Origin of the sequence: Fibrivirga algicola, from assembly GCF_011742925.1 — a bacterium.
Classification (GTDB): Bacteria; Bacteroidota; Bacteroidia; order Cytophagales; family Spirosomataceae; genus Fibrella; species Fibrella algicola.
Genome location: NZ_WAEL01000010.1, coordinates 81343 through 96017 on the forward strand (window position 1 = coordinate 81343; position 14675 = coordinate 96017).

A 14675-nucleotide genomic window follows, 5' to 3' on the forward strand; every position below is an offset into this window, starting at 1 on the left:
GAGCGGCACAGACGTAGAGGCGTAAAAGTACAGGTTTCCCGGACGCAGTGTCAACCGACAGGCGTTACGTCGGTTGCTCGGCGTTCACCGATCTGCTGCCGCCACATGGCATAGTAAAGCCCCTTCTGCGCGACTAATTCGGCGTGGCTGCCTGTTTCAACGATCTTGCCTTTTTCAAGTACGAAAATGGTATTGGCGTGCAGGATCGTCGACAGGCGGTGGGCGATCAGAATCGTGATCTGCTCGTTGAGGGCCGATACGCTCCGGACGGTGTCCGTAATTTCTTCTTCGGTCAGCGAATCAAGGGCTGAGGTCGCTTCGTCGAAGATGAGCAGGCGCGGACGGCGCACCAGGGCACGGGCAATCGACACACGCTGTTTCTCGCCGCCCGACATTTTTATGCCCCCCTCTCCAATCGGCGTATCGATGCCTTTTTCCGACCGGGCTATCAACGTATCGCAGGCCGCTTTATGCAGGGCGTCATACAGTTCGGCCTCCGTTGCGTCGGGTTTCACAAATAAGAGATTCTCGCGGATGGTGCCGGCAAAAAGGTGGGTATCCTGCGTCACAAAGCCGATCTGCCGCCTCATGGGGTTGAAGCGCAGATCCTGCGTGGAGATGTCGTTGTAGTAGATTTCGCCGCCAACAGGCCGGTATAAGCCCACCAGTAGTTTCACCATCGTTGATTTGCCCGATCCCGATGGGCCAACGAAGGCGATTGTATCACCCAGCGATGCCTCGAAGGATACCCCGTCGATGGCGTTCTGTCCCGCACCTTTGTGCCGGAAGACCACCTCCTGAAAACGTAGCTTTTCAATCGGGCCAACCTCGACGGGCGATTCCGGGTTGCGCTCGATGGATTTGTCCATGAGCTTGGCAAAGCTGTTCAGTCCTGCTTCGGCCTCGCGGTAGGCCAGAATAATGTTGCCCAGTTCCTGAAGAGGATTGAAGATGGCCACAGAAATAAACTGCATCGAGATCAGTTCGCCCGTGCTTAGGACATTCCGGAAAATGAGCCAGAGTAGTGTAAACAGCACTGACTGTTTCAGGATATTAAGCGTTGTACTTTGCCAGAACGACAGTAAACGTACCCGCTTGACCTTGGCCATTTCAAGTTCAAAAATCTTGCCTGTCTGCACCCGGAGCCGACGAATTTCGGAGAAGGTCAATCCCAGACTTTTGATGAGCTCTACATTCCGCAGCGACTCCGTGATTACCCCGGCCAGTAATGCCGTTTCGCGGTTGATCGACCGTTGTGTCGTCTTGATTTGCTTACTCAGCAAGCCCGTTAGTCCGCCCAGCAGCAGCACGCCGATCAGAAAAACCGGCACCAGCGCCCAGTGTTTCGTAACGGCGTACCAGATGAGGAAACCCATGCCCACGACCGACGAAAACAGCACATTGACAAACGAATTGACGAACCGTTCGGTATCGGTACGCACTTTTTGGAGAATCGACAATGTGGCGCCACTGCTCTGATCGCCAAATTCCTGATAGGAGAGCCGCAGCGTTTGCTTCAGCCCATCGTTGAAAATGTCGATGCCAAATTTCTGCACCACCATTCGGGTGAAGTACTCCTGAAACGCTTTCGTGATGTTCGATAGCACCGCCACGCCCATCGCCAGGGCCAGCAGCCAGAGCGCACCCCGCACTTTGTCTGATTCAGTTTTCTGGCCGGGATTGGTCGCGTACTCGTCAATGAGTTTTCCGAAGATGATCGGGTCTACCAAGGCAAGAATCTGGGCTACACCTGCCAGTAAAAGTGCCAGCGCGGCAAGCCAGCGGTAGGGGTACAGGTATTTCCAGAGAATGGGCACAGGCAGGAGGTGAGTTGACAAGACCTGAAAGTGCTGTTACCCAACAGGAAAATCAGCACGGTCTGTCTGAGTAACTCCGGCAATTAGGTAAGTGTTGGCTGACGTACCCCGCTAGCCCGGCAAGTGAATCTGAAACGTAGCCCCTTTACCCGGTTCACTTTTGGCCGTCAAGGTACCTCCATGACTGTCGATTACGCGCTTGCAAATGGCCAGACCGACCCCCGTACCGGCATACGACTGCTTATTATGCAGGCGTTGAAACACCTGAAAAATGCGGTCGACGTACTTTTCTTCAAAACCGATGCCGTTGTCACGGATAGAAATGTCGTACCACATTCGACCGTTGATGAGTTGCTGGTGGCAGTCCACATCAACATGGGGGTGATGCTGCACGCCGTCGTTTGAGGTGGGTTGAAACTTCAGAGAGTTGCTGATCAGATTTTGAAATAGCTGGCGTAGCTGGGTCGGGTCACCGGCAACTGTAGGTAGCTGGGTACGTTTGATAGTGGCGTTGGTTTCGCCGATACGTACTTCCAGATCGCTCAGCACGTTGGTAAGCAGTTCGTCAAGGTCAACAGGCTGGAAAGGCTGCCGGTTGGTGCTGATGCGCGAGTAGGTCAGTAAATCGGTAATCAACATCGACATACGAGTGGCGGCCGACTGCATGCGGGAAATGGCATCATGCCCAAACTCGCCTAACTGAGGTCCATAATGCTCATCCAGTAAGTCGCCGAATGCCTGAATTTTGCGCAGGGGCTCCTGTAAGTCGTGACTAGCTACATAAGCGAACTGTTGCAGGCTGTCGTTGGATCGGGTCAGTTCCTGATTCAAGGCTTCGAGTTGCTGGCGGTATAGCCTGCTTTCGGTGACATCGACCGAACACGTGATGAAACCGTCCCCCAGCTTTACTACCGATATGTGAAACCACTTATCACCATGCTGCCGCTCAAACTGTGTGGGCACGCCGGTAGCAACGACCTTGGCGTATTCGGCAAAAATTGGCCCGTTCTTAATTGTCGGCGTGATACTGGTCAACCGTTTGCCGATCAGCTCGCTTAGGGGGTAATTCAACGAGTCGGCGGCTGTCTGATTGGCCTGCAGGACCTCGAAGTCGATGAGCTGCCCCTGTTCGTCACACACCTGCGCAAAGTGGGTAAACATGACCGGCGCGGCAGCCAGTAGGCTGCTGGTTAACTCGGTTTGTCGCTGCTGTTCCAGTTCGGCCTGTTTAATGGCCGTGATGTCGATGTACGACAGGATGAACCCATCTTCCTGCGCCACCGCCTGCAGATCAAACCACACATTGGCATTGCTACGCTTGTGCTGGAAACGGGCCGACCCCTGCGTTTCTACGAGGTTCACCCAGCGGTTGAAGAAGCCATTGGTCCGGTGTTCGGGAAAGACGGTCAACAGCCGGTTACCAATTACGTCCTGCGCCCGCTTACCGGTAAACTGTTCGGCTGCGTGGTTGAACGATTGATACACGAAGTCGATGATTTTGCCGGGGCGGCCATCGGGTTTTTCCTCCCGAACGCAGGTGAAGTGCGAAATCGCGGTGAGGGCATTGTCAAGCACCTGCCTGAACTCGTGATTCTGCCGCTCTATTCGTTCCTGGGCCTGCTTTAGCTCAGTAATGTCCAGAAACGACAGCACAATCTGGTCGTTCTCACGCACGCCCTGTACTTCATACCAAAGGTCGAAGTTGTGTTGCGTGTAATGATTGTGGAACCGCAACACCTCACCCGTTTCTGCCAGTCGCATATACGCCAACCAGATCGGTGTGTGTTCGATACCGGGGAATGCCTCGCGAATCGTTTTACCAACGAGCTGATCGGCCGTGCGCCCCACCATCCGTTCGGCCATGCGGTTGATGAGCTCGTACCGCAAATCGACGGCGGCATTGGAGTCCGGATCACGCACGATGGAGTACAAGGCAATGGCCGTTAGTGAGTTATCGGTAACAAAATGAAGGCTATCTGTTCGTTGCTGACTCGTTTGTTCTGCCTGGAACCGCGCTGTTATGTCGTTATACGAAACCACCGCCAGGTCAGCGATCCGATTTATCTGCGTGTCGAAGTGCCGCCCTTCTTCAAAAAGAGGCGTCTTTAAAACGAAGGTAAAGCGCTCGGGCAACCCGGTGGTGAGTACTTGAACTACCCGGTTATAAAGTGGCGAAGCAGCCAGACTGGGTAAATCTTTTTTCAGGTTCTTGCCTACCATTGCGCTCACCGTGAGCTGAGCGTCGGCGGCGGCTACCCGATTAATCAACACCAGTCGCAGGTCGGTTATGGCGTCAGTATCGCTCTCCCGAACGGCTTCGTAAGCCACCATGCCGTTCAATGATGCATCCAGCGCACTTTGTACAAGCGCTTGCGATGAAGAAATAGACCCGGTAGGTAGGTCCGATGGCAACGGGGCCAATGGATTCATAATGTTGGTAAAGCGTACCGCTAAAGCGTTGAGCAACCGTAAATATACAGATTTACCCTCAATCATTTAAAACAGCTCAGGCGATACCGGGCTGACAGGTACGTATATATACGAATCAAAAATTCCCGTAGTCAACCTGTAAGCAAGTAAGGCCGAGGTCGCGTCGCCATATTGAAACTACCTGATCGCGGTCGTCGAGCACCAACTCTACGGTGTACTGATCGCGGATGTGCGTATCATACAACTCGCGCTTGACCACAGCATCCTTTCGGTTGTCGTTACTGGCGCGCATAAATAGGTTATAGTCAGTGTGCTCAATCCAGCCCAGATGGCGCTGTAGCCAGGCAATGGTCGACACGCGGGCTGCCGTGTCGCGACCCGACATAAAGATGACAGCGTAACCTGCCGCCCGCATGGCCCGTACTACGTTCAACACAGGTACGTTCGGCAGGTCGCGATCCACGTTGGCCCAGTCGAACGGTGACCGGTTATGGATCTTGGCTACTGTACCGTCGATATCAACTAAAATGCAGCGCATTAGTGAGGTACCCGGGAAATGCCGTGTATGCCAAACGTTGAATTGCCGTTTAAGCTTACTGAGGCGGTTGTATTGAACCCGGATAGCCATCGCTCCCACGCCATCGGGCCGAAGCTGATCCCGCTCAATGGCCGTGTCGGGCGGCACGTCGATCAGCCGAAACGTCACTTCAATAGGGCGCTGACGGGTAGCCTGGCTTTCGATCAGGGCCAGCATCTCGTTGATCGACCGGAGACGCAGGTGGGTATTGTCGATTACGCAGTTCCAGCCGCCCTGGATCGCCGCCCGCACGGCCGCATCGAGTTGGGCCGTTACAATTTCTTCGATCCGGCTTTTGGCGGCGTCATCCCACGTCCAGTACTCCTTTAAGGGCACCGAAATCAGGGTTCGCCGCAGATCATCGCGGTTCAGGCGCAGGTACGTTGGGTTGTCCTGCACAAATTGCCGGGCAAACGTCGACTTACCGCTGCCGCTAATCCCGATCAGGATAAGTACGTGTTGCATGGTATGGTACCGCAACGGCGGACCGTGCGGATTTTGTAGTACGCGCATCGGTTCAAATTCGCCGAATGCGCGCACCATTAGGCTATTCGAACAGGCCGGATGAGAGATACCGATCGCCCCGGTCGCAGATGATGCACACGATCACGGCCCCGTCGGCCTGGCCGGCAGCTTCCAGTTCGTCAATTAGGCGGAGGGCCGCATGTACCCCGCCGCCGCTGCTCATACCGGCAAAAACGCCTTCAACCCGGGCCAGTTCGCGGGTCATCTGCGTGGCCTGTTCCTGCGACACTTCCATCGTCCGGTCAACGCGCTTTGGATCAAAAATCTTAGGCAGATACTCCGTCGGCCATTTCCGGATACCGGGAATCGACGAGCCGTCGGTGGGCTGACAGCCAATGATCTGCACGGCCTCGTTTTGCTCTTTAAGAAAACGCGACGTACCCATGATGGTACCGGTGGTACCCATCGACGCTACAAAATGGGTGATAGTACCGGCGGTATCGCGCCAGATTTCGGGGCCGGTAGTGCGGTAGTGGGCCAGGTAATTGTCGGGGTTGGCAAACTGGTTCACCAGCAAAAATTCGCCGGTAGCCGCCTTTGCTTCTACGTAGTCGCGCCCGGCCTCGATGGTTTCGGTCAGGGTAACTTTGGCCCCAAAGGCTTCCATCGTCTGCACCCGTTCTTTGGTGGAGTTGGCGGGCAAGGCGAGTTCAATCTCAATGTCGAAGAGCCGGGCAATCATGGCGAGCGCAATGCCCGTATTTCCGCTGGTAGCCTCGATCAGCTTCATGCCGGGTTGCCAGTCGCCCCGGTCAATAAAGCCCCGGATCATGCTGTAGGCAGCACGATCTTTCACGCTGCCGCCAGGGTTGTTGCCTTCGAGTTTACCGTATAATTTAGCTTTTTTGCTGGTATTCAGTCGGTTGAGTTCAACAAGCGGCGTGTTGCCAACCAGTTCAAGAAGAGTCGCCATGATCAATTAGTAGTTATCTATAAGCAGTTGCCGACGTTGCTCAGGTACGTTCCGCTGCGGAGCCGTTGCCAACTGTGCATAGATAACTGATAATGGTTAATCGATAATTCCCTCCCACCAGCGGCTGTTGGGCAATGGCTGCTTCAGCATCACCGGTTCGCCGATGCGGGGCGTGGTCAGGGCAAATGAGTCGGCAGGGGTAACAGCCTTGGTTAGCTGACGAATTGGCTCGCGCCAGGGGTGGAACGCCAGCGCGAATTTGGCCCAGTGTACGGGCAGCAATACTTTCGTGTGCAGGTCACGGGCCGCCTGGGCCACCTCATTCGGAAACATGTGGATACTGGGCCAGTCGCGGCCATATTGCCCGCATTCGAGCATGGCGATATCGAAGGGGCCGTATTGCTGACCGATGGCTTTGAAGTGTGGACCATAGCCTGAATCACCCCCCAGAAAGATGCGCTCCGTATTGATGTCCAGCACGTAGGCGCTCCAGAGTGAGCCACCACGCTGGAGACCACGCCCCGAAAAGTGGCGGGCGGGTACGGCCGTGAGCGAAAACCCCTCGCTGATGGTTACGTCCTCCGTCCAGTCGAGCTCGGTAATGCGGGTCGGGTCGTAGCCCCAGCGTTCGAGGTGCGCCCCGACGCCCAGCGGTGCCACCACCCGCGTAACCCGGTCGCGCAGGGCCACCAGTGTCTGGTAGTCGAGGTGGTCATAATGGTCGTGGGTCAGCACCAGCACATCGATCTTCGGCATCATGGCAGCGGTGTACACATTACTGCCCGGAAATGCCTTACCAAAAAAAGAAACCGGCGACGCATAGCCACTCAACACTGGGTCGATGAGCAACGTGATGCCTTCTGACTTGATGAGGTACGATGAATGCCCGAACCAGACCAGCGACGTACCTGTGTTGGGTAACGTACTGAGGTTGGTCTGCACAGACGGCAGCTCGGCGGTTGGCTCCACATCGGCAGGCTTCCGGAAATTGTCCAGCAATAAGGTGGTATAGGAGGCGTCGCGGCGCATCACGTCGGTAGGGTCGACGTTTTGAAACGAGCCGTCACGGTAATTTTTCGATTGCCGGATGCGGGCCAGCCGTTCCCCAGCGGCGTTGGCCCCGAAGGGAGCTGTTTGTATGAACATGAAGGCCCCGACGGCCACCAGAATAAGGAAAAGAACGACGTAGATCAGCATTTTTTTCAGGCGTTTCATGGCCGCGAAGGTAGGGGTGATTAGCTGATTTAAGTAGCAGGTGTAGCTGACCCCGGTACAGTCCTACGCCGGCCCGCCGCTTACCACTTCTTCCTTTCTACTCCTTAAATTTTTGTGTAGATTTGTTTTTGTGCTGTTTGGATTATTGTTATCGTCGATTGTCAAAATAATCTATTGGAATAATTAACTTTTACAAAATATGTCGCACATCATCAACCGTCGTAACTGGCTTCGTTTGGCTGGCTTGCTCTCTGCCGGGCTTGGCCTGAGCCGGTGGCAGGAAGCAAAAGCAGCTTTTATTCCTGACTCTGTGGCCGCCGAGCAACGCCTGTTTCAGGAATTCGCGCAGTTAAACAACCTGCCGCCCGATACGATACCCGCCCTGAAAGCGCGGCTTTTTGCCAATGAAAATCCGTATGGCATTGCAGCCAGCGCCAAAGAAGCGCTGAATAAAGCCAGCGTTTTAGGCAATCGCTACGCCTGGATGGAGTTTGCCCAACTGAAGACATTGATTGGCAAGGAAGAAGGTGTGGCGGCGAAGAATATCCTGATTACGCCCGGTTCGTCGGATGTGCTGATGGCGGGTGCGGCCTACTACTCCCAGAAAGGACCCATACTCACCTGCCGCCCAACGTACGATGATCTGCTGGAACGTGCTACGGGTATGAAAGGGCAGGTGCTGACCGTTCCTGCCACGGCTGGTCTGGGCTACGACCTGGCCGCCCTGAAAGCCAAAGCCCTCAGTACCCCGGGCCTGTCGATGGTGTACATCGTGAACCCGAATAACCCGACCGGTACCCTTGTCCCCGCCGCCGAGCTCACGCAGTTCTGCCGCGATGTGGCGCCCACCGTACCTGTCTTTATCGATGAAGCCTACATCGATTTCCTTGAACCAGCCGAGCGGCCTATGCTGGGTAAACTTATCACCGAAGGCCTCGACGTTATTCTGGCGCGGACATTCTCTAAAATTCACGGTTTCGCGGGGCTGCGGCTTGGGTACGTTATGGCGCAACCCAAAACGCTGCAACAGATCAAGCCGTTTACCAATGGCGAATTCGCGGTGAGCATCACTACACTGATGGCCGGTATTGCCAGCTACCAGGATCAGGCCTGGCAAACTTACTGCCGCACTGAAAATGCCAAAGCCCGGGACTATACGATGAAAGCGCTGAAGGGGCTGGGCTACGAGCCGATTCCGTCGGCGGCCAACTTTATTCTGTTTCCTATCAAGATGAAAACCAAAGCATTTGAAGGGCAGATGTACGGGCATGGTGTTGGTATTCAAACCCGCGAGATCGACAAGCAGCCCTATTGCCGGGTGAGCATCGGTACCCAGGCCGAGATGGAAACCTTTGTCGATGCATTCAAGAAAGTTGTGGGCTAAGGGAGAAAGGAGTTTCGCTGATAGTCGACCGTGTTAGGCAGATTAACCGGCAGCCCTTCTTTCTTTTCTTCCTTTTTTACCATTCCTCGTCAATATGACCCGACGTGACTTTATAAATTCAACATCGGCCAGTTATGCTTCGCTGCTGGCCTGGGGATTGCTGGCTCCTGCACCGGCGGAAGCATTTAATTTACCCGCCAACGGTTCGGTGACTGATCCGAAAACGGGCCGGCCAGCCGGACGCAAAGTGGTGATTCTGGGGGCGGGTCTGGCTGGAATGGCCACCGCCTGGGAACTGGGTAAACTTGGCTACGACTGCACGGTGCTGGAAGCCCGGAGCCGCTCGGGTGGGCGGGTATGGACCGTGCGGAGCGGTACGTCGGAAACAGAAGTGGACGGTACCCCCCAAACCTGCCGCTTCGATGAGGGCTACTACTTCAACGGCGGTGCCGCCCGAATTCCGCACCATCACCAGCTTACGTTGCAGTATTGCCGGGAACTGGGCGTACCGCTGGAGATTTTTAATGGGAATAACGAGGCGGCCTACCTGTACAATGAAGGAGGAACAGGTACGTTTGCCAATCGCCGCATCCGGATCAAGGAGTACCACAACGACATGCGCGGCTACACGGCCGAACTCCTTGCCAAGTCGCTCGATCAGGGGGCGCTGGATCAGCAGCTGACCAAAGAAGACGTCGAGAAGCTGGTTGAGTTTTTGAAAAACGAAGGTGATCTGAACACGGCTCATCTGTACAAAGGCACCAACCGGCGGGGCTACAAAACCGAGCCCGGCGCAGGTACGTCGATGGGGGTTATCAATGACCCGTATGGCCTTACCGATATCCTGCGGTCGGGTTTTATGCAGCCGGTCTTTCATAACGTAGGCGACTACATCTATGAGCAGCAAACGACCCTGCTACAGCCCGTTGGCGGAATGGACGCGATTCCAAAAGCCTTTGAGAAACGGCTGTCGGGTAAAATTCAGTTCAACGCGCCGGTGACCGAGCTGCGCAAAACGGAGAACGGCGTACGGGTGGTGTACCAGAAAGAAGGTAAGCCAACTGAACTACAGGCGGAATTCTGTGTGTGTACGCTGCCGCTGCCAGTCCTGAAAAACCTGAATGCAGACATATCCGGTGCTGTTCAGCGGGCGGCCGATTTTGTGCCGTACATCAAGACCGGTAAGATCGGGCTGCAATTCAAACGGCGGTTCTGGGAAGAGGAAGACGGTATTTACGGCGGCATTTCGCGGACCAACCAGGATATTAACCAGATCTGGTACCCGTCATTTGGGTTCCAGAAACCCAAAGGCGTACTGATTGGCTATTACAATTTCTACAGCCGGGCCGAGGCTGTGGGGGCACTGTCGGTGGCCGATCGCCAGAAAATAGCGCTGGAACAGGGCCGTAAAATTCATCCGCAGTATGATGCCGAATTTGAAAACGCCTTTTCGCTGGCCTGGCACCGGATTCCATATTCAGGCGGGGGCTGGGCCGTGTATGATGATTCCATTCGCCGCAAGCAATACGCCGCCCTGCTTGAACCTGACGGACCAATCTACTACGCCGGTGAACACACCACGTACCTGACTGCCTGGATGGCCGGTGCCCTGACCTCAGCCCGCCGTGCCGTGGGCGCCATCCATGACCGGGTGGGGAAATTGTAATACCTATTTACCGTTCACTGGTACACTGCTGCTGAGTGACAACGCACCAGTCAACGGTAAACAGCGAACAGAACGAATCAACCTGAAAAATCAATACTTATGAAACGTACACTTCCTTATTTGTTCTTCCTGGCCGCGGCCTTAGTGACCAGCCTTTTTGCGCAGCGCGTGATGGCGCAGACCGCTACGCCGGGCGCGTTGACCGTTGAGCAGGCTACCGCCCTGAAGGCGTTGAAAATCAATAATCTGGAGAAGGATACGTACGTGAAATCCGGCGGTTTTATTCTGGAGCGCTACGAAGACCGACCTGCCTACGTGTTCAACTACAGCGATGGCATTACCCGGAAAATCTACCTCTACAAAGTGTACTCGGCGGCCGACACCAAAGACCTTGGCCTGCTGGCAATTTACCAGAACGCGAAAACCGGAGCGCTGAAACCTTTTGTGGTACCCGGTGCCGCTGGTGACCGCAAAGCCTGGGACGCGTACCTGGACGATATGAAGTACATCGGCGAAAAAGAGCCAGGTCTGATGCCCGCCCTGACCTTTGTATTAAGCCGAGAAATGGCCAACATCATGGGTGGCAGCACCGGCAAAGCCGACGAGAATGGTGAGAAAAAGAAAGAAGAATATAACTTCTGCTTTGGCCCGCAGTCGCTGGTGACCCTGGCCGATGGGTCGTCGAAAGCCATTGCCGACGTGCGGGCGGGCGACGTGGTGATGAGCTACGAAGCAACCACGCAATCGGTTGTCAGCAACCGCGTTACAGCCCTGAACGCCCATCCAATGGGAAGTGAGGTTACGCTGGTTGGGATCTGGACGGTACCCACCAACGAGCTGACTGCGAGTGCGGCGCTGATGCCCGCCCCCGCGCAACTGCTCGAAGCCACCGCTAACCACCCGGTGCTAACGGCTACGGGCCGCAAAGCCCTCGGCGACGTGGCCGTAGGTGAGTTGGTGTACCGCTGCGAGAACGGCGTGACGTACCCGGCCCGCGTTGTTCGGACGGGCAGCACCGGCCGCGCCGCTACAGTGTACAGCCTAAGTACCGAAAAAGGCAGTTACGTAGTGGCGGGTACCGTAGTGCTGGACAAATAAACGGCGGTATCACTGCCGCTACAGATGCGTACTCTTCGCCGGATGACCGAAGAGTACGCATTTTGTTTTTCAACTGGCTTTGATGGTCAGCGTGGTGCCGCTGAGCGAGGTGGCGTATGTTTTTAGCCCCTTGCTGCCTTCGCTGTTCAGCCCAACCCCATTGTTGTCGTAGCGGGCCCCGTGTTCTGTGCAGTAAAACTCGGAGGTCCGGTACGTGATTTTGCGTTGACCTTCGTGGCTGCAAATGAGCGTAACTGCCGCATAAGCACCCGTGTTAGTGCGGGCAACTACTACGTTCTGGCTGCTCAGCACTACGTACCCACCGTTGTTGGCCAGGGCAGCATTACTGGTCGCGGTTAAGTCGAGCACAATATCGCTGGCCAGCGGAGCAACGGTGGTATCCGCTGCCGAGCACGAACCAAGACAAGCAGTAGCCAGGATAGCGGCACTGCTAAACCCCAACTGTTTCAGAAACGCATTACGATTAATCAGATCGGTTTTGGTCATGGTGAACTGGCCATTCACAGGCTATGTGTTTACCACTAAGTACGGTAGTTGAGCCTAAGCCGTTGCACTAACCGCCCATCGAACTCGCCCGATTTCAGCCGAGCGCCACTAGTTTTGGCTAACTTGCGCCTTCTTTTGCTCCTCTCTTTTCCATGATCTGGACTCGCATTGCTCTTTTCATTCTCGCCAACCGCCGGCTTTTGCTCACGTTTATTCTGCTGGCAACGGTTTTTATGGGCTATCAGGCTTCCCGCGTAAAACTCTCCTACGAGTTTGCCAAAATTCTGCCCACTACCGACCCCGATTATGCAACTTACGAAGGCTTCAAGGCCCGTTTTGGCGAAGACGGCAACGTGATGGTGATCGGTGTGGAAACCGATTCGATGTACCAGTTGAAGTATTTTCAGGATTGGCAGGCGCTCAACAAACAGATCAAACAGATCGACGGTATCCGCGATGTGGTGTCTAACGCAGGTTTGTATACGATTACCCTCAATGACAGCACCGACAAGTTTCAGTTTCGGCCGCTGATCGATAAACCGGTGGTAAGCCAGTCACAGGCCGATAGCCTCAACGCCACCATTGGCCGCCTGCCATTTTACCAGGGGTTAGTAACCGACTCGTCGGGGCGGGCGCACCTGATGGCCGTTTCCTTCGACCAGAAAAAGCTGAATACCCGAGGGCGCATTGCTACTGTGCGGCAGATCGAGCGGCTGGCCGAGGCCTTTGGCGAGCGGCACAATACGGTGGTGCACATGTCGGGGCTGCCCTTTATCCGGACCGAGTTTACGGCCAAGGTAAGCAACGAAATGCTGCTGTTTATCGGGCTGGCGTTTGTGGTAACGGCCCTCATTCTGCTGTTCTTTTTCCGGTCGTTGTCGGTGGTGGGTATTGCCATGGCCGTGGTTACCGTAGGCGTGGTTTGGGCGGTGGGGTACATTGTGCTCTTTGGCTATACCATTACCATTTTGTCGGGGCTGATCCCGCCGCTGATCATCGTGATTGGTGTTCCCAACGCTATTTTTCTGCTCAACCGGTATCACGACGAGCTAAACAAACCCGGCCGGTCGAAGCAGGAAGCGCTGGCCGTTGCGACCGCCAAAGTAGGGGAGACTACCTTCTTTGCCAACGTCACTACGTCGATCGGCTTCTTCGTTTTTTACTTCACCAATAGCCCGCTTCTGCTCGAGTTTGGCCTGGTGGCTGCACTGGGCATCATGAGTACCTATGCCACGTCGCTGATTCTGATCCCAATCGTGTTCAGTTACATGCCCGTGCCGTCGGAGAAGCAGCGCGGTCACCTCGACAGCCCTGTGCTGACCCGGTTTCTGACCTGGGTCGACCAGCTGGTGCACACCCGGCGCTCGGCCATTTATGTGTTTGTTGGCGCGTTTGCCGTGCTGGGCCTGCTTGGCATGAGCCTGATCAAAGCCGTTGGGTACGTTGTCGATGACCTGCCCAAAAACGACCCGATCTATACCGACCTGAAGTACTTCGAGAAAGCCTATCATGGCGTGCTGCCGTTCGAGGTCAGCATCGATGCCGGTCGGCCGGGGCGTGTACTGACTCCGCAAACGCTCACCAAGATCAGACTGCTACAGCGTGAATTTGCGCAGCATCCCGAATTTGCCCGGCCGCTGTCGGTGGTCGAAGCGGTGAAGTTTTTCTATCAGGCCTATCGGGGGGGCGAACCGCGCTACTACATTTTGCCACCTGCGCTGGAGATGGCCAAGCTGCAAAAGTATACGGGGCAGATGGGCAACGGCACATCGCGCAAAGGGTCGGTGAGCCTGGCCGCCTATGTCGATTCTACGCGGCAGTTTACGCGGGTCAGTTTCCAGGTAGCCGACGTAGGCACCGCCCGCCTGCGCGAACTGATCGATATGCTGCAACCGCGCGCCGATTCGCTTTTCAACTACGACCGCGAAACGGGTCAGTTTGTGCCCGCCGCCGACAGGTACGTGGTGAAGCTCACGGGCAACAGCGTAGTGTTTACGCGGGGTAATGAATACCTGCTCCGGAACCTGGCGGAGAGTACCCTGCTGGCCATTTTTCTGGTGTCGATTATCCTGATTATCCTGCTTCGCGATGTACGGCTCAGCCTGATCGCTATTCTGCCGAGTGTGGTGCCACTTCTGGTCACGGCCGGGCTCATGGGGTACTTCGGTATAAACCTGAAACCATCCACTATCCTGATCTTCAGCATCGCCTTCGGCCTGTCGTCTGACGGGACTATTTACTTTGTGACCAAGTACCGCGACGAGCTTCGGCATGGGGCCGGGGTGGCCGAGGCTGTGTCGCGCACCATTCGGCAAACGGGCGTCAGTATGGTTTATACGGCCTTTATCCTGTTTGCTGGCTTCGCCATTTTCACGGCGTCCACCTTTCAGGGTACCGTGTCGCTGGGTATTCTGGTGTCGATAACCCTGCTGATGGGTATGACCTCGAACCTGATTTTGCTGCCCGCTTTCCTGATGACGGTGTATGAACGCCGCCGGAAGAAAGTAACGGCGTAAGTGTATTTGTGGTTTATCGCTGTTTAT

At 55.4% G+C, this 14675-nt stretch carries 10 protein-coding genes; 4 read left to right on the top strand and 6 right to left on the bottom strand.

From position 1 onward, the window contains the following. Positions 1–50: 50 nt before the first annotated feature. The 5 genes from F7231_RS22965 to F7231_RS22985 all read right to left on the bottom strand — a co-directional run bounded on the left by F7231_RS22965 (position 51) and on the right by F7231_RS22985 (position 7477). Positions 51–1817 (bottom strand): ABC transporter ATP-binding protein, encoded by a 1767-nt coding sequence (locus tag F7231_RS22965; protein ID WP_166693808.1) that lies wholly within the window; start codon positions 1815–1817, stop codon positions 51–53. A gap of 111 nt (positions 1818–1928) precedes the next feature. Beyond that, a complete protein-coding gene (locus F7231_RS22970) occupies positions 1929–4247 on the bottom strand; it encodes a PAS domain-containing sensor histidine kinase (protein ID WP_166693702.1) in 2319 nt (772 codons plus the stop codon). 115 nt (positions 4248–4362) lie between these two features. Beyond that, positions 4363–5337: a phosphatase domain-containing protein gene (locus F7231_RS22975; RefSeq protein ID WP_229370271.1), complete on the bottom strand. Its 975-nt coding sequence runs from the start codon at positions 5335–5337 to the stop codon at positions 4363–4365. 34 nt (positions 5338–5371) lie between these two features. Further along, the gene (cysM, locus tag F7231_RS22980) at positions 5372–6262 is read right to left on the bottom strand and encodes a cysteine synthase CysM (RefSeq protein ID WP_085412566.1); all 891 of its coding nucleotides are present in this window, start codon (positions 6260–6262) and stop codon (positions 5372–5374) included. Positions 6263–6358: 96 nt separating this feature from the next. Further along, positions 6359–7477: an MBL fold metallo-hydrolase gene (locus F7231_RS22985; protein WP_166693703.1), complete on the bottom strand. Its 1119-nt coding sequence runs from the start codon at positions 7475–7477 to the stop codon at positions 6359–6361. Positions 7478–7676: 199 nt separating this feature from the next. On the opposite strand from F7231_RS22985, the gene F7231_RS22990 reads away from it, so the two are divergent. From F7231_RS22990 to F7231_RS23000, 3 genes are all read left to right on the top strand, one after another. Next, a complete protein-coding gene (locus tag F7231_RS22990; protein WP_166693704.1) occupies positions 7677–8861 on the top strand; it encodes a pyridoxal phosphate-dependent aminotransferase in 1185 nt (394 codons plus the stop codon). 94 nt (positions 8862–8955) lie between these two features. Further along, on the top strand, positions 8956–10527 hold the full coding sequence (locus F7231_RS22995; RefSeq protein WP_166693705.1) for a flavin monoamine oxidase family protein: 1572 nt from the start codon (positions 8956–8958) through the stop codon (positions 10525–10527). Between the two features lie 99 nt (positions 10528–10626). After that, the gene (locus tag F7231_RS23000; RefSeq protein WP_085412570.1) at positions 10627–11625 is read left to right on the top strand and encodes a Hint domain-containing protein; all 999 of its coding nucleotides are present in this window, start codon (positions 10627–10629) and stop codon (positions 11623–11625) included. Between the two features lie 69 nt (positions 11626–11694). Here F7231_RS23000 and F7231_RS23005 read toward each other — a convergent pair whose 3' ends face one another. Next, on the bottom strand, positions 11695–12132 hold the full coding sequence (locus F7231_RS23005) for a Rieske 2Fe-2S domain-containing protein (RefSeq protein ID WP_085415118.1): 438 nt from the start codon (positions 12130–12132) through the stop codon (positions 11695–11697). 152 nt (positions 12133–12284) lie between these two features. Here F7231_RS23005 and F7231_RS23010 point away from each other — a divergent pair, with 152 nt between their 5' ends. Beyond that, entirely contained in the window at positions 12285–14648 is a 2364-nt protein-coding gene (locus F7231_RS23010) for an efflux RND transporter permease subunit (RefSeq protein ID WP_166693706.1), read from the top strand. Positions 14649–14675: the final 27 nt, after the last annotated feature.